Genomic DNA, 14,514 nt, shown 5'->3' on the forward strand with positions numbered 1-14,514 from the left:
CCGGCGAGACGTCACTTTCCCTAGGAAAGATGCGCCGCGCCGCCCGTGAGGCGTCACTTTCCCTATGAAAGATGCGACACCTCACGCGGATTTCACCTGTGGCGGGGCCGGGTGTCAGTGGTGCATCCAGCCCGTGAAGACCGCGGGCGCGGCGGCGATCAGGCTGAAGCGGATCCAGCGTCCGGTCAGGCCGGCCGTCAGGAACGTCGCCAGGCGCATGCGGACCAGCCCCGCGAGGACGCTCGTCGCCATGAAGGGCGGCAAGCCGACCAGGGAGCTCACGCCGTACGTCCCGGCCATCCAGTGGGGGTGGCGGTGGCAGCGCTCGCGCAGGGCGTCCACCCTCGCGCGGATCTTCTTCGTCCGCAGCTCCCAGCGCACCCTGCGGGCCGTCATCGGACGTTCGCGGTGCAGCCGGTCGTGCAGCGGTTTCGGCAGCTTGATGGTGCCGCGCGCGGCCAGGTAGTACAGCGTCTTCCCGGCGATCTGGCCCACCGCGACGGCCGCGCCGAGCCACAGCCAGTGCAGCCCCGGGTGGCTCGCGCACAGCCCGATCAGGAACACCTCGGCGTTGATCAGTGGCACGAGGGCCGAACCGAACGCGACGCCCAGCGTCAGCAGGATCCAGCTCATCGTGTCACCTCCTGATTTGCTCCCGGTCTTCCAAGTTATCAGTTCGAAATCTCCACGCACTGGGGTTGGCCCTACTCTTCGGCCGGTGGTCCGCACCAGAAGATCACCTGCCGGACGGTTTCCGGCCACCTCCCGCTGGAACGCTGACGGCGTGGCCGCCGAGCACCTTCGTACGCCCGCCGACCGGTTCGGCGCCCTGTGCCGGACCGTCGTGCGGTTCCTCCCGCTGGGTCTGTCGCGGATCGTGGCGCCGACGTTTCTCGGGTTTTGCCTGATCAACGGCTTCACGTTCGGCCTCGACCTCGGCCTGCTGACCGTTTTTCACGGGCTGCTGGGCTGGCCGGTGTGGCTCGGCATCACGCTGGCGTACGTCTGCGCGTTCGCGGTGAGCTTCGTGCTGAACCGGACGTTCAACTTCCATTCCCACGCGGCCGTCGGAATCCAGCTCGTGCTTTACATCGGGGCGATCGCCGTCAATTACGCGGTGTTTCTGCTGGGCGTGGGCGCGGGACTGAGCGCGCTCGGCCTCGAATACCACCTCGCGCGGGTGCTGGCGGGCGCCGGCGAGGGCGTCTTCATGTACGCCGTGATGCGCTGGGTGATCTTCCGGGACTCAGGCGAGGGACAGCGCGAGGGTGCCGGTGAGCCGGACCTCGCGCAGCATGCGTTCACCGGTGTCGAGGGTGCGGACCGTGCTGTCGGGGTTCCAGCCGGCCCGGCGGTAGAAGCCGAGGGAGGCGTGGTCGCCCTGGGCGACCCAGGCGATGCCGCGGGTGGCGCCGTCGGCCCGCAGCCCGGCGGCGGCCGTCGCGAGTAGCCGCCCGGCGTGGCCGCGACGACCCCACCGCGGCTCGACGAGCAGGGTGGCGATCAGGCCGGTGGTGCCGGCGTCCTCGGGCAGCGACCCGTCGGCGGCGGCGACCTCGCCCTCCGGGGCGCGGCCCGCGACGCAGAACCCGACGGTGAACTCGCCTTCGGTGGCGACGTAGACCAGGCTGTCCGGGTAGTCGATGGTCTCGGTCCAGGTGCCGACCAGGTCGGTGCCGTCCAGCTCGGCCAGGGCCTGCTTGCCGAGGAGGTCCTCGTAGGCGGCGTGCCAGGTTTCGCGCTGGATGCGGGCGATCTCCGCGGCGTCGGACAGGTCGGCGGGGCGGACGGCGGCGTCGCTCATGGGCTGAAGATATCGCCCTCGCGAAAACTGTCGGTGGTGGCTGGCACGATGGCGGCATCATGCAGACGATCAGTGTCGCGACGGCCCGGAAGACCTTCCTGGCCGCGCAGGGCTTCAGCGACCCGCGTCCCTCCGGCGAGCCGTCCCGGCGGCACCTCAAACGCGTGCTCTCGCGCGTCCGGCTGCTGCAGCTGGACTCGGTGAACGTCGCGGTCCGGGCGCACTACATGCCGGTGTTCTCGCGCCTGGGGGCGTACGACCCGGCGTTGCTGGACAGCGCGGCGTGGTCGCACTCGGCGAAGCAGCCGCGGCTGCTGGTGGAGACGTGGGCGCACGAGGCGAGCCTGCTGCCGGTCGAGGACTGGCCGCTGATCCGGTCGGGCGCGAAGCGCGACGGCTGGTGGAAGCACTACGGGCCGCTGATCGAGAAGTCGCCGGGGCTGGTCGACGAGATCCTTTCGGTGGTCAAGGAGCTGGGCCCGATCGGCGCGGGCGGCATCGAGCGCCAGGTCGAAGCGGACGCGCAGCGCCGCGGCCCGGGCTCGTGGTGGGAGCGGTCCGAGGTCAAGCGCGTCTGCGAGTACCTGTTCGGCGTCGGCCAGCTGACCACGGGCTCGCGCCGGTCGTTCGAGCGGCTGTACGACCTGACCGAGCGGGTGGTCCCCCCGGAGATCCTGGCGCGCTCGGTGCCGGCCGACGAGGGCGCCCGCGGCTTGATCGACCGTTCGGCGCGCGCGTTGGGCGTCGCCACGGAGACGGACCTGCGCGACTACTACCGCCTCGGTCCGGCCCCGGCGCGTCAGGCGGTGGCGGAGCTGGTCGAGTCCGGGGTCCTGGAGCCGGTGGCGGTCCGCGGCTGGAAGGCCCAGGCGTACCGGCACGTCGAGGCACGGACGCCCCGGGCGGTGGCGGGCCGGGCGCTGCTGTGCCCGTTCGACCCGCTGATCTGGGAGCGCGCGCGGACCGAGCGGCTGTTCGGGTTCCACTACCGCATCGAGATCTACGTCCCGGAGCCGAAGCGGGTGTACGGGTACTACGTGTTCCCGTTCCTGCTGGACGGCGAGCTGGTGGCCCGCGTCGACCTGAAGTCCGACCGCGCGGCGGGCGTCCTGCGCGTCCAGGGCGCGTTCGCCGAGGAGGGCGCGGACATCGCCCGGCTGCTCCCGGAACTGGCGGCGGAGCTGACGCACATGGCGGAGTGGCTGGGCCTGTCGGGCGTCGCGGTGGGCGCGCGCGGCGACCTGGCCCCGGCATTGGCGAAGCTGGTGCGCTGAAGGCGGCGACCGACCCTGTTCCGGTCGGCGCCGAGGGAGCGGGCAGGCCCGGCGGCCGATTCGCCCGGCCGTTGCTGAGTGCGGGAGCCGAGGCGACCGGGCCATCCCGGTCGTCCCGCATGAGCTGCGGGCCCGCTCCGCGGCGTCAGGGCCGGGTGAGTTTGCCGGCCGTGGCGAGCGATCCGCCCGGGTCGCAATGCCGAACCCGCGCATCGGAGCAGGCCAGCCGCGACCGTTGTCAGCCCAGCAACGCCTTCACCGCGTGGCGGGCCCGCGCCCCGGCGTGGGGGACGTCGTGCAGCTGGTGCCGGGGACTTTCCCGTCGATCGGTACGACGGCGGCGCGCATCCCGCCACGGGATGCGCGCCGTCACCCCGGCCGGCCGGGCTCGGCTACCGCGTGCACTGCCCGGCCATGGCGGCGCGCCCCGGCGAAGGGCCTACCCGCTGACGGCCTTCCGCGACGCCGTCCTCGCCGAACTGGACCGGCCGGCGCTGGAGCGGTGCTCGTCGGGCATTCGCTCGGCGCCTTGACCGCGAGCCTGGTCGCGGCGCACCAGCCGGACCGCGTCACGAGGCTGGTGCTCGAAGAGCCGCCGGTGCCGAGGCGAAACCTCCAGGACGAGCCCCCGGACCGGCAGCGGAGTGCCGGGCTCGCGATGCGCGCGCTCCGTTTCCCAGGACGCGGCCGCTGCGACCCGCGGATGCTGCGCGACGTCGTCGCCGGGCTGCGCGAACCCCAAGAGGCGTGGTGGGCCGTGCTGCCGTCGATCACGGCCCCGACGCTGATCCTCGCCGGCGGCGAACCGAGCCACCTCGATCAGTCGCGGTACGAGCTCCTGGCACGGACGCCGTCGTCGCGACCCTCGACGCCGGTCACCGCATCCACCGGCGGGCGCCGGCGAAGTGGTTCGCCGAGGTCGCGGGGTTCCTCGCCTAGTACCCGCGCGTCTGCGCCGTCTCCGTCGCGAAGTCGTCCGCCAGCCGCGCGATCGTCGCACGACCCTCCACAAGGGACACCCAGTCCCACGGCAGCACGCCGTCGCCATGCCTTGCGCCGAGCAGGTTTCCGCAGATCGACCCGGTCGAATCACTGTCCCCGGAGTGCGTGACGGCCAGCCGGAGCCGGGCGCGGAACGCCGATTCCGGGTGCGTGTCCGGCACGCTCACCGGCGCCAGCGCCGCGTAGACGGCGATCGCCAGCGCCTCTTCGGCCACCCAGCCGCCGCCGAGGGACTCCACGCGTTCCGGCGTCGCGTCGCCCGCGTCGGCCAGCTCCAGCGCCCGGTGCACCGCGGCCAGTGTCTCCTCGTGCGCCGGATAGCGCGCGAGCAGCCGCATCGACCGCAGCACCGCGGCTTCCAGCGACTCGCCTTCGAGCAGGTACGCGATCATCGCCGCGAACGCGCCCGCCGCGTGGTAGCCGGTCGGATGACCGTGGGTGATCCGCGCGCAGTTGGCCGCGACGACGTAGGCGTGCCGCGCGCCGCCGGCGAACCCGAACGGCGCCGAGCGCATCACCGTGCCGCAGCCCTTGGAGTCCGGGTTGACCGGCCCCGGCCGGCCGGCCGGCTCGGCGTAGGTGTCCGGCGTGTAGGCCGCGCGAAGACCGGAGAGGCACGCCGAACCCGGCGCCCGCCGCGCGTAGAGCCACGGCTCCAGCCGCAGCTGCCCGGCCCGGTGCCGCCGGCCGTCCGCGGGCGGCGGCCCCGGGTGCTCCTGCGTGTCGAGCCAGCGCAGGTACGCGTCGTGCACCAGCGGCGCCAGCGCGCCGCCGATGCCCTTCGCCTGCGCGCGGACCCAGCCGCGGTGGAAGCCCTCGAGGCCGAACAACGTCATCTGCGTGTCGTCGGTGATCTCCGCGACGCCCTCGGCGTTCGCCACCAGCTCGACCGGCTGCCGGATCGCCGCGAGGGCCTGGAACTCGACCGGGTTGCCGAGCGCGTCCCCGATCGCCCCGCCCAGCAAGCACCCGCGCAGGCGCGCCCGGTACACCGCGCGCTCGGTCTCCACCGTCGTCATGCCGCCATCCTGGCACTGTCCGGGCATGGAACGGGCCGTTCCCGGCACCCCCGCCGGGAACGGCCCGTCACCCCCTTCATTCAGCCGGCCGCGCGTGTCACCACGGCGTTGCCGGAGCCCGTGCGGGCGCGGACCTTCAGCGTCACGCCGCCCTCGGGAGCGGCGTCGGCGACGTCCAGCTCGCTGGAGACGCGGCCGCCGCTGGAGGTCAGGTCGACCTCGGCGGCCGTGCCGCCGCGGATGCCGATGCGGACCTCGCCGGAGCCGGTGATCAGGTCGAGCGTGCCGGAACCGGCGTCGGCCACCGAAAGGTCGCCGCTGCCCGTGCGGGCCATCACCTCGCCGGACACCGCGCCCAGCCAGACGTCGCCGGTGCCGGTCGCCAGGGTCGCCGAGCCGGCCAGCGACGTCGCCTCGACGTTGCCGCTGCCGCTGCGCAGCTGCAGCCCGCCGAGCGTCGGGCCGAGCTTGATCGCGCCGCTGCCGGTGCGCACGGTCGCCGCGCCGTCGGCCCGGTCGAGCTTCACCTCGCCCGACCCGGTCAGCACGTCCACCCGCCCGGCCGAGCCGGCGACGGTGACGTCCGCCGCGCCCGCCCGCACCTGGACGTGCGAACCCGCCGGCGCGTGCACGACCACCGACAGCGCGACGTTGCGCAGCTGCCACGCCTTCGGCGCCTGGACGACCAGACGGTTGCCCAGCTTCTCGATCCGGCTCTGCTTCACCGCTTCGGCGGGCGACGTCGCGGGGTCGACCCCCAGCTGGTCGCCGAAGCGCTCGCCGACCCAGGACAGCAGGTTGTTGACACCCTCCACCCACGGCTGCTGCTCGCCCCGGTCGTGCCGCAGCTCGACGCGGGCGCCGGAGTCGCCCTCCAGCACCAGTTCGACGCGCCCGATCGTCACGGCGACGTCCAGCTCGAGCGGCCCGCCGGCCTCGAACTCCTGGACGCGCACCAGCCCGTCGGCCGTGGTCTCCTCGGTGCGGGCCTCTTCGGCGTGGGCCTTTTCAGTGGAAGTCTGATCAGTGGAAGTCTGATCAGTGGGAGCCTCGTCGGCCGGAACCTCCGAGGCGCGGTTCTCTTCGTTCGGTGTCGTCTGCTCTTCGCTCATGGTCGTTTCCCCTCAGCCCTCGACCCAGCCGTGCAGGCGGGAGCCGCTTTGATCGCTCTTGGAGTGGTGCTTGCGCGCGCCGCCCAGCCCGCCCAGGCCGCTGCCGCCCAGCCCGCCGTGGCCCAGCGCCCCCTGCACCGCCTGGGAAACGAAGGTGTTCAGCGAGACGCCCTGCGCCTGCGCGGCGCGCTCGGCCTGGCCCTTGATCTGGTCGACCAGGCGCAGCGTGATGCGCGTGATGTCACCGGTGTCGATCGGTGGTGGCGGCGTGGTGTCACGTGGTGTCTCGTCCGGCCGGGGCGTTCGAGCTTCTTCGGCGGCGCCGGTGACGACCACGCGGACGTCCCGGCCGTCGAGGCGGACGTCGACGACTTGGCCGGGTAAGGTGGCGGTGACCTCGGCGGCGAGGTCCGCGAGGGCGTTCATCAACGTCAGGCGGACCGCGGGTTCGAGCGCGGCCGACAGCAGGGCGGCCGCACGCCGGGTGTGCTCATCCCCGGCGGAGGCCGTGTTCGCGAGGTCCTCGCGGAGGTTGGCGATGTACGGCGTCAGGTCCATGACACCACTATGACGTCACTCGTGATGTCAGTCAAGGAGACGGCGGTGTCACGGCGGTGTCACGTGTCGCCCGGGAGTGGCCGCCCTCACGCGGTTAGGCTGCGCTGGAGTCGTGGAGTCGGGCCGGGAGAAGGAGTGCGGACGTGGCCGAAACCGTGTCACCCAAGGTGCAGCTGATCGCGAAGACGGAGTTCTTCCCGCCCGAGGACGTGCCTTGGTCGACCGACGCGGACGGCGGCCAGGCGCTCGCCGAGTTCGCGGGACGCGCCTGCTACCAGTCGTGGAAGAAGCCGAACCCGGTCACCGCGACCAACGCCGGCTACATCGAGCACATCATCGACGTCGGCCACCTTTCGGTGCTGGAGCACGGTTCCGTCAGCTTCTACATCAGCGGTATCTCGCGCTCGCTGACCCACGAGCTGATCCGCCACCGCCACTTCTCGTACTCGCAGCTCTCCCAGCGGTACGTGCCCGAGCGCAACGCGGCCTTCGTCGAGCCCGAGGTGATCGCGAACGACCCGGCGCTGCACGAGAAGTTCCTCGCCGCGGCCCAGGCGAGCGTCGACGCCTACACCGAGCTGCTCGCCGGGCTCGAGGAGAAGTTCGCCGACGTGCCGAGCGCGACCCTGCGCCGCAAGCAGGCCCGCCAGGCCGCGCGCGCCGTGCTGCCGAACGCGACCGAGACCCGCATCGTCGTCACCGGGAACTACCGCGCGTGGCGCCACTTCGTCGCGATGCGCGCCACCGAGCACGCCGACGTCGAGATCCGCGAGCTGGCGGTGGAGTGCCTGCGGCAGCTGCAGAAGGCCGCGGGCAACATCTTCGCGGACTTCACCATCTCGACCCTGCCCGACGGCACCGAGATCGCCACGAGCCCGAAGGTCCTCGAAGGCTGATGAAGCGCCTCGCGATCGACGTCCGGCCCGGCGAGTACGCCGTCGTCCGGCTGCCCGCGGACGCCCCGGTGCCGGCGGAGCTGCTCGCTCCCGGCGAACCGGCGTTCGTCTCGGTGACCCGGACGCCCGAAGAGCTGTCGGTGATCTGCCCGGCCGGGCGCGAACCGGCCGGCAGCTCGGCCGCGGAGGACGGCTGGCGGCTGCTGTCGGTCCGCGGCCCGCTCGAGTTCACCCTCACCGGCATCATCGCCGCGCTGGCCTCGGAGCTGGCCGCGGCGGGCGTCGCGCTGTTCTCGATGTCCACGTTCGACACCGACCACATCCTGGTCCGCGCGACCGAGCTCGACCACGCCGTGAAGGCCCTGCGCGAATCCGGCCACGAGGTCGCCCACCCCTGACTCGTTGTCCGTGAAGGCCTCCTTACCGGCTCTTATGGCCGGGAAGGAGGCCTTCACGGCTTTTCGGGGTACCCGGCCGGGCGAGGGTGGGAGCGGTCACCCTTGTCAGGGAAAGTTCGGCATGCCTAAACTTCGGTTTTGGGTCCCCGACATCCGGTTCGAGAGGCAGGCGCCATGGCTGTGACCGAGGCCGCCAGGCCGAAACTGGTGTCGCGCCTGCGCACCGGCTCGGCCCTGCTCGGCCCGGCGTTCGTCGCGGCGATCGCCTACGTCGACCCCGGGAACGTCGCGGCCAACATCAGCGCCGGCGCCCGCTACGGCTACCTGCTGGTCTGGGTGATCGTCGTGGCGAACCTGATGGCGGTGCTCGTCCAGTACCTGTCGGCGAAGCTCGGCCTGGTCAGCGGGATGTCGCTGCCGGAGGCCCTGCGCGCCCGGCTGTCCCGGCCGGCTCGGCTCGGGTACTGGCTGCAGGCCGAGGTCGTCGCCATCGCCACCGACCTGGCCGAGGTCGTCGGCGGCGCCATCGCCCTCTACCTGCTGTTCGACCTGCCGCTCGTCGCCGGTGGCCTGATCACCGGCGCGGTGTCGCTGACGCTGCTGGCCGTGCAGGACCGCGGCGGCCAGCGGACGTTCGAGCGCGTCGTCACCGGCCTGCTGCTGGTGATCGCGATCGGCTTCCTGGCCAGCCTGTTCGTCGAGCCGCCGTCGGCATCGGGCACGCTCGGCGGGCTGATCCCGCGCTTCGAGGGCTCCGGCAGCGTGCTGATCGCCGCCGCGATGCTCGGCGCGACGGTCATGCCGCACGCCGTCTACCTGCACTCCGGCCTGGTCCGCGACCGCCACGGCCGGGCGGACGCCGGCAGCCGGCGCCGGCTGCTGCGCGCCACCCGCGCCGACGTCGGCCTGGCGATGCTCCTGGCCGGCGCGGTCAACCTCGGGATGCTGCTGCTCGCGGCCACGAACCTGCAGGGCCAGGAGGGTGTCGACAGCATCGAGGGCGCGCACGGCGCCGTCTCCCAGGCCCTCGGCCCCGGCATCGCCCTGATGTTCGCGATCGGCCTGCTCGCCTCCGGCCTCGCGTCGACGTCGGTCGGCGCGTACGCGGGCGCGATGATCATGCAGGGCCTGCTCCACAAACGGGTTCCGCTGGTCCTGCGCCGCCTGGTCACCCTCACCCCGGCTATCGTGGTCCTCGCGCTCGGTGCCGACCCGAGCGCGGCGCTGGTCGTCTCGCAGGTGGTGCTGTCGTTCGGGATCCCGTTCGCGCTGGTACCGCTGATCCGCCTGACGGCCGACCGCGAGCTGATGGGCGCGGACGCCAACCACCGCCTGACGACGGTGGCGGCGTCGCTGATCGCGGCGGTCATCATCGCGTTGAACCTGGTGCTGATCTACTTGACCTTCACCGGCTGACACCACGACCAGGGAGGCCGCAACCATGGCCTGGATCTTCGCCCTCAACGCCGAATGCGGAGGGCGTGAGACCCACGCCCGGGATCTCGCGCGCCACTTCGACGGCTGGCCTTCGCGCATCTTCACCGCCAACGGCGGCTGGTGGTGCGGCGTGGCGCCCGAGGGGATGGGCGAGCGCGGCGTCGAGTCCGACGAGGACGCGACGGCGGTCACCGCGGCCGGGCGCCGGCTCTACTGGCAGCTCCGGACCGCGCCACCGGTCTACCGCTACGCCCTCGCCGGTCCGAAGACCGACGAGCTGCGCAGCTACGACCAGCTCATGGCCCAGGACCTGACGCTCGTGCCCGGTCTCGTGGTCAGCGAGGACATCTGGTTCGCGACCGGGCGGCGGTCCGACTTCAGCGACTTCGCGCCGGGCTACCGCTGGATCCCGTACCACGGCGAAAGGTACGCCCCGGCTCGCTGAGTCACGAATTGCGCGGAACCCGAGGCGCTCCGCGGCGGTCCGACTAGCATCTGCGCGACCGCCGCCTGAAGGAGCACCGTGACCGACGAACAAACCCGCCCGTACCCGCCGCGGGCGCCCGCCACGCCTGGTCAGCGGGTTGTCGCGGGCCGTTACGTCCTGCTCGGCGAGCTCGGGCGGGGCGGCATGGGCGTCGTGTGGCGGGCGCAGGACCAGGTGATCGGCCGCCAGGTCGCGGTCAAGGAACTGCGGCTGCCCGACGCCGAATCCGCCGCCGTCTTCTCCGAACGCGCCCTGCGCGAGGTGCGCACCGGCGGGCGGCTCAACGACCCCTCGATCGTCACGGTCTACGACGTCGTCACCGACGGCGGCACCACGTTCATCGTGATGGAACTGGTCGAGGCGCCGTCGCTGGCCGACCTCGTGCGCCAGCGCGGCCCGATGCACTCGGCGCAGGCCGCGCAGCTGGGGGAGCGGGTGCTCACCGCGCTGCAGGCCGCGCACCAGGCCGGGATCGTGCACCGCGACGTCAAGCCGGCGAACATCCTGGTCGCGCCGGACGGCCGGGTGAAGCTGACGGACTTCGGCATCGCCCACGCCATCGACGACCCGCGCCTGACCACCAGCGGGATGATCGTCGGCTCGCCCGCCTTCATGGCGCCGGAGCGCGTCGAAGGCCGGGAAGCGATGCCCGAGTCGGACCTGTGGTCCCTCGGGGCGACGCTGTTCTACGCGGTCGAGGGCACGATGCCGTTCGAGCGGTCGACCACGGCCGCGACGCTGCACGCGATCATGACCGAGATCCCGTACCTGACCCGCGGCCACGGCCCGATCGCCGCGGTGATCCTCGGGCTGCTGGTCGCCAAGCCGGAGGCCCGGCTGACGTCGGCGCAGGCCCAGAACCTGCTGGCCACGGCGCAGGGCGTGCGGCCCACGCCGCCGGGCGGCACGATGCTGCAGCAGGGCGGCCCGCCGACCAGGATGGCGCCGCAGCCGCCGAAGAAGAACCTGCGCGGGCTGTGGATCGCGGCCGCCGCGGTGCTCGTGGTGGGCGCCCTGATCGGCGGGTTCTTCGCGGGCCGGGCCTTCGAGAAGCCCGCCGTCGACGCGCAGAAGCAGCCGACCATGACCTACGGCATCGGCGGCCAGCTCCGCGCCGAGGTCGACAGCTACTACCGGTGCTTCAACACCCCGGTGCAGGACGGCGCGATCATCAGCTCGGAGACCAAGTCCGACAACTGCGAGGGCACCCACCTGATGGAGATCTTCGAGGTCGGCGGCCTGCTGTCGGTCGAGAACTGGAACTCCGACGACGCGAAGGTGGCGGCCTACCCCGGCCTGGACGCCGTGAAGGCCAGCGCCGAAGCCGCGTGCGCGACCGCGTTCCGCTCCTCGATCGTGCCGGAGGCCAAGCGCACCGGCCTCACCTACCGCGCGCTCGTGCCCACCCAGGCGGAGTGGGACGGCGCGCCGTCGAAGGCGACCGACGAACCCAGCCGCGACTTCTACTGCGTGCTCACGAAGGCCGACGGCGGCCCCATCACCGCGCCGATCGTGACCAAGGTCAAGTAGAAGTTCCGCGACGAGCGGCCGGTCCCCGGAAATCCTCCGCACTTCCCGCACCCGACCAGGTCGGCGCGGTTTTCGTCGGGGGGACGGGGTACCGTCTCAGCATGTCCAACCCACCTACAGCCGCGCCCGGACGGCCGTTCGGGCGCGTGCTCACCGCGATGGCCACCCCCTTCGACGCCGATGGCGCGCTGGACCTGAAGCGGGCGCAGGAGCTGGCCGAGCACCTCGTGGAGCTGGGGAACGACGGCCTCGTCATCAACGGCACCACCGGCGAGAGCCCGACCACGACCGACACGGAGAAGCAGGAGCTGATCCGCGCCGTGGTCGAGGCCGTCGGCGACCGCGCGACCGTCGTGGCCGGCGCGGGCACCAACAACACCGCGCACAGCATCGAGCAGGCCAAGCAGGCCGAAGCCGCGGGCGCGCACGGGCTGCTGGTCGTCACCCCGTACTACTCGCGCCCCAGCCAGGCCGGGCTCTACGCGCACTTCACCACGGTCGCCGACAGCACCGGCCTGCCGGTGATGCTCTACGACATCCCGCCGCGCTCGGTCGTCCCGATCGAGGTCGACACGCTGCTGCGGCTGGCCGAGCACTCCCGGATCGTCGCGGTCAAGGACGCCAAGGGCGACCTGATCGCCGGCTCCGAGGTCATCGCCAACACCCACCTCGCGTACTACTCGGGTGACGACGGGCTGAACCTGCCCTGGATCTCCGTCGGCGGCACCGGAGTGGTGAGTGTGATCGGTCACGTCGTCGCGGGCCGGATCCGCGCGATGATCGACGCCTACGAGAACGGCGACACGTCCACCGCGCGCACCAACCACCGCGGCATGCTGCCGGTGCTGCGCGCGATGTCGCGGGTCGGCGGGGTCGCGTTCAGCAAGACGGCGCTGCGGCTGCGCGGCTTCGACATCGGCGAACCGCGGCTCCCGATCGTGGCCCCGACCACCGACCAGACGGCCATGATCGCCGCCGATCTGGCCCAGGGCGGCGTGCCGCTGGGCGACACGGCGGCCCAGGACTGGCATGGTGAGCGGGTGGCACAAGCAGACTCGAGGGCCGCCTACGTGGCGCCGACCTCGCACACCAGCGTTGGGACCCTGCCTCGGTGAGCTCACTTCCCCCAGGTCCAGGCCCCACCAACGCCCCGCCCGAACTGCCCGCCGGAGCCCTGCGCGTAGTCGCGCTGGGCGGTATCGGCGAGGTCGGGCGCAACATGACCGTGTTCGAGTTCGCCGGCCGGCTGCTCATCGTCGACTGCGGGGTGCTCTTCCCCGAGGACGACCAGCCCGGCGTCGACCTGATCCTGCCCGACTTCCGCGCGATCGAGGACCGCCTCGACGACATCGAAGGTCTGGTGCTCACCCACGGGCACGAGGACCACATCGGTGCCGTCCCGTTCCTCCTGCGCCTGCGGCCGGACCTGCCGATCTACGGCTCGAGGTTCACCAACGCCCTGCTCGCGGCCAAGGCCAAGGAGCACCGGCAGCGGCCGAAGCTGATCGAGGTCCGCGAGGGGGAGCGCCGCGACGTCGGCGTGTTCAACCTCGAGTTCTTCGCGGTGAACCACTCGATCCCGGACGCGCTGGCCGTCGCCATCCGCACCCCGGCGGGCGTCGTCCTGCACACCGGCGACATCAAGCTCGACCAGCTCCCGCTGGACGGGCGCCTCACCGACCTGGCCGGGTTCTCCCGGCTCGGCGACGAGGGCGTGGACCTGTTCTGCGTCGACTCGACCAACGCCGAGGTCCCCGGGTTCGTGATGCCCGAGCGCGACATCGGCCCGGTCCTCGACGACGTCGTCCGCCGGGTCGGCCAGCGGGTCATCGTGGCCTGCTTCGCCAGCCACGTGCACCGCGTCCAGCAGGTGCTCGACGCCGCGCAGCGGCACGGCCGCCGGATCGCGTTCGTCGGCCGGTCGATGGTCCGCAACATGGGCATCGCGGCCGACCTGGGCCTGCTCAACGTGCCGGACGGCCTGCTGGTCGACCTCGACCAGGCGAGCGGCCTGCCGGAGAGCAAGGTCCTGTTCGTCTCCACCGGCTCCCAGGGCGAGCCGCTCTCGGCGCTGTCGCGGATGGCGCGCGGTGAGCACCGGCAGATCTCCATTCGCGCCGGCGACACCGTCGTGCTGGCCAGCTCGATGATCCCGGGCAACGAGACCGCCGTGTTCGGCGTGGTCAACGGCCTGACCCGGCTCGGGGCGAACGTCGTGCACCAGGGCAACGCCAAGGTGCACGTCTCCGGCCACGCGTCGGCGGGTGAGCTGCTGTACCTGTACAACGCGGTCCGGCCGAGCAACGTGATGCCGGTCCACGGCGAGTGGAAGCACCTGAAGGCCAACGCCGAGCTGGCCATCCGCACCGGCGTCGCGGCGGACAACGTGGTGATCGCCGAAGACGGCGTGGTCGTCGACCTGGTCGACGGCAAGGCCTCCCGCACCGGCCGGGTCGAGGTCGGGCACGTCTACGTGGACGGCCTCTCGGTCGGCGACGTCGGCGAGTCGACCCTGTCCGACCGGCTGGTACTGGGCGAAGGCGGGTTCATCTCGATCAGTGTCGCGATCGAATCCGCCACCGGCCGCCCGGTCAGCGCCCCGACGGTGTCCGGGCGCGGCTTCTCCGACGACCCGAAGGCGCTCGCCGCCGTCGTGCCGCTGGTGGAGATGGAGCTGGCGCGCACCGAGGCCGAAGGCATCACCGACACCCACCGCATCGCCCAGGCGGTCCGCCGCGTGGTCGGCCGCTGGGTGGCCGACACCTACCGCCGCCGCCCGATGATCGTCCCGACGGTCATCCCGGTCTAGGTTTTGCCGCCGTGAGGGGCACCTTCAGGGACACCACGTCCCTGAAGGTGCCCCTCACGGCGTTTCAGCGTCCGGCTTTGGCGAGCAGCAGGGCGGCGGCCACCGTCGCGGTCTGCCGCGCCAGGTCCCACCGGGCCCGGCGCTGTTCGGCGCGTGTCGGTTTCATGCGAACCCCCTTCGACGGCACC

General features: G+C 72.4%; 13 protein-coding genes and 1 pseudogene. 9 read left to right on the top strand and 5 right to left on the bottom strand.

Annotated features, from left to right (window positions below):
- Positions 1–114: 114 nt before the first annotated feature.
- Entirely contained in the window at positions 115–633 is a 519-nt protein-coding gene (locus OG494_RS02725) for a hypothetical protein (protein WP_328451599.1), read from the bottom strand.
- A 244-nt stretch (positions 634–877) separates the two neighbouring features.
- On the opposite strand from OG494_RS02725, the pseudogene OG494_RS02730 reads away from it, so the two are divergent.
- Positions 878–1,180: pseudogene (locus OG494_RS02730) on the top strand (GtrA family protein); the annotation flags it as partial.
- Between the two features lie 66 nt (positions 1,181–1,246).
- Here the strand turns inward: OG494_RS02730 and OG494_RS02735 are convergent.
- Complete coding sequence (locus OG494_RS02735; protein WP_328451601.1) at positions 1,247–1,804, bottom strand: GNAT family N-acetyltransferase; 558 nt, start codon at positions 1,802–1,804, stop codon at positions 1,247–1,249.
- A gap of 59 nt (positions 1,805–1,863) precedes the next feature.
- On the opposite strand from OG494_RS02735, the gene OG494_RS02740 reads away from it, so the two are divergent.
- Entirely contained in the window at positions 1,864–3,078 is a 1,215-nt protein-coding gene (locus OG494_RS02740) for a winged helix-turn-helix domain-containing protein (protein ID WP_328451602.1), read from the top strand.
- A 935-nt stretch (positions 3,079–4,013) separates the two neighbouring features.
- On the opposite strand, the gene OG494_RS02745 is transcribed toward OG494_RS02740, so the two are convergent.
- From OG494_RS02745 to OG494_RS02755, 3 genes are all read right to left on the bottom strand, one after another.
- A complete protein-coding gene (locus OG494_RS02745) occupies positions 4,014–5,099 on the bottom strand; it encodes an ADP-ribosylglycohydrolase family protein (protein WP_328451603.1) in 1,086 nt (361 codons plus the stop codon).
- Positions 5,100–5,179: 80 nt separating this feature from the next.
- Positions 5,180–6,211, bottom strand: a complete 1,032-nt coding sequence (locus tag OG494_RS02750; RefSeq protein ID WP_328451604.1) for a DUF4097 family beta strand repeat-containing protein — start codon at positions 6,209–6,211, stop codon at positions 5,180–5,182.
- Between the two features lie 12 nt (positions 6,212–6,223).
- Entirely contained in the window at positions 6,224–6,769 is a 546-nt protein-coding gene (locus OG494_RS02755) for a toxin-antitoxin system HicB family antitoxin (RefSeq protein WP_328451605.1), read from the bottom strand.
- 143 nt (positions 6,770–6,912) lie between these two features.
- Here OG494_RS02755 and thyX point away from each other — a divergent pair, with 143 nt between their 5' ends.
- From thyX to OG494_RS02790, 7 genes are all read left to right on the top strand, one after another.
- Entirely contained in the window at positions 6,913–7,665 is a 753-nt protein-coding gene (gene thyX / locus OG494_RS02760; RefSeq protein WP_328451607.1) for an FAD-dependent thymidylate synthase, read from the top strand.
- The gene (locus OG494_RS02765) at positions 7,665–8,063 is read left to right on the top strand and encodes an ACT domain-containing protein (RefSeq protein ID WP_247054657.1); all 399 of its coding nucleotides are present in this window, start codon (positions 7,665–7,667) and stop codon (positions 8,061–8,063) included. Before thyX ends, OG494_RS02765 begins: the two co-directional genes overlap by 1 nt.
- 174 nt (positions 8,064–8,237) lie before the next feature.
- Positions 8,238–9,479 (top strand): Nramp family divalent metal transporter, encoded by a 1,242-nt coding sequence (locus OG494_RS02770; protein WP_328451610.1) that lies wholly within the window; start codon positions 8,238–8,240, stop codon positions 9,477–9,479.
- Positions 9,480–9,504: 25 nt separating this feature from the next.
- Positions 9,505–9,945, top strand: coding sequence for a hypothetical protein (locus OG494_RS02775; RefSeq protein WP_328451612.1), 441 nt, complete (start codon positions 9,505–9,507; stop codon positions 9,943–9,945).
- 78 nt (positions 9,946–10,023) lie between these two features.
- A complete protein-coding gene (locus OG494_RS02780; protein ID WP_328451614.1) occupies positions 10,024–11,517 on the top strand; it encodes a serine/threonine-protein kinase in 1,494 nt (497 codons plus the stop codon).
- 101 nt (positions 11,518–11,618) lie between these two features.
- Complete coding sequence (gene dapA / locus OG494_RS02785; protein WP_328451616.1) at positions 11,619–12,632, top strand: 4-hydroxy-tetrahydrodipicolinate synthase; 1,014 nt, start codon at positions 11,619–11,621, stop codon at positions 12,630–12,632.
- Positions 12,629–14,326, top strand: coding sequence for a ribonuclease J (locus OG494_RS02790; RefSeq protein WP_326943047.1), 1,698 nt, complete (start codon positions 12,629–12,631; stop codon positions 14,324–14,326). The genes dapA and OG494_RS02790 overlap by 4 nt, the downstream gene beginning before the upstream one ends.
- The last annotated feature ends 188 nt before the right edge of the window (positions 14,327–14,514 follow it).

The sequence above is a fragment of the Amycolatopsis sp. NBC_00438 genome (assembly GCF_036026695.1).
Lineage (GTDB): Bacteria > Actinomycetota > Actinomycetes > Mycobacteriales > Pseudonocardiaceae > Amycolatopsis.

Excerpts from the sequence above, each read along its gene's own strand:
- OG494_RS02725 (WP_328451599.1), bottom strand. The coding sequence starts at position 633 with ATGAGCTGGATCCTGCTGACGCTGGGCGTCGCGTTCGGTTCGGCCCTC.
- OG494_RS02735 (WP_328451601.1), bottom strand. The coding sequence starts at position 1,804 with ATGAGCGACGCCGCCGTCCGCCCCGCCGACCTGTCCGACGCCGCGGAG.
- OG494_RS02740 (WP_328451602.1), top strand. The coding sequence starts at position 1,864 with ATGCAGACGATCAGTGTCGCGACGGCCCGGAAGACCTTCCTGGCCGCG.
- OG494_RS02745 (WP_328451603.1), bottom strand. The coding sequence starts at position 5,099 with ATGACGACGGTGGAGACCGAGCGCGCGGTGTACCGGGCGCGCCTGCGC.
- OG494_RS02750 (WP_328451604.1), bottom strand. The coding sequence starts at position 6,211 with ATGAGCGAAGAGCAGACGACACCGAACGAAGAGAACCGCGCCTCGGAG.
- OG494_RS02755 (WP_328451605.1), bottom strand. The coding sequence starts at position 6,769 with ATGGACCTGACGCCGTACATCGCCAACCTCCGCGAGGACCTCGCGAAC.
- OG494_RS02765 (WP_247054657.1), top strand. The coding sequence starts at position 7,665 with ATGAAGCGCCTCGCGATCGACGTCCGGCCCGGCGAGTACGCCGTCGTC.
- OG494_RS02770 (WP_328451610.1), top strand. The coding sequence starts at position 8,238 with ATGGCTGTGACCGAGGCCGCCAGGCCGAAACTGGTGTCGCGCCTGCGC.
- OG494_RS02775 (WP_328451612.1), top strand. The coding sequence starts at position 9,505 with ATGGCCTGGATCTTCGCCCTCAACGCCGAATGCGGAGGGCGTGAGACC.
- dapA (WP_328451616.1), top strand. The coding sequence starts at position 11,619 with ATGTCCAACCCACCTACAGCCGCGCCCGGACGGCCGTTCGGGCGCGTG.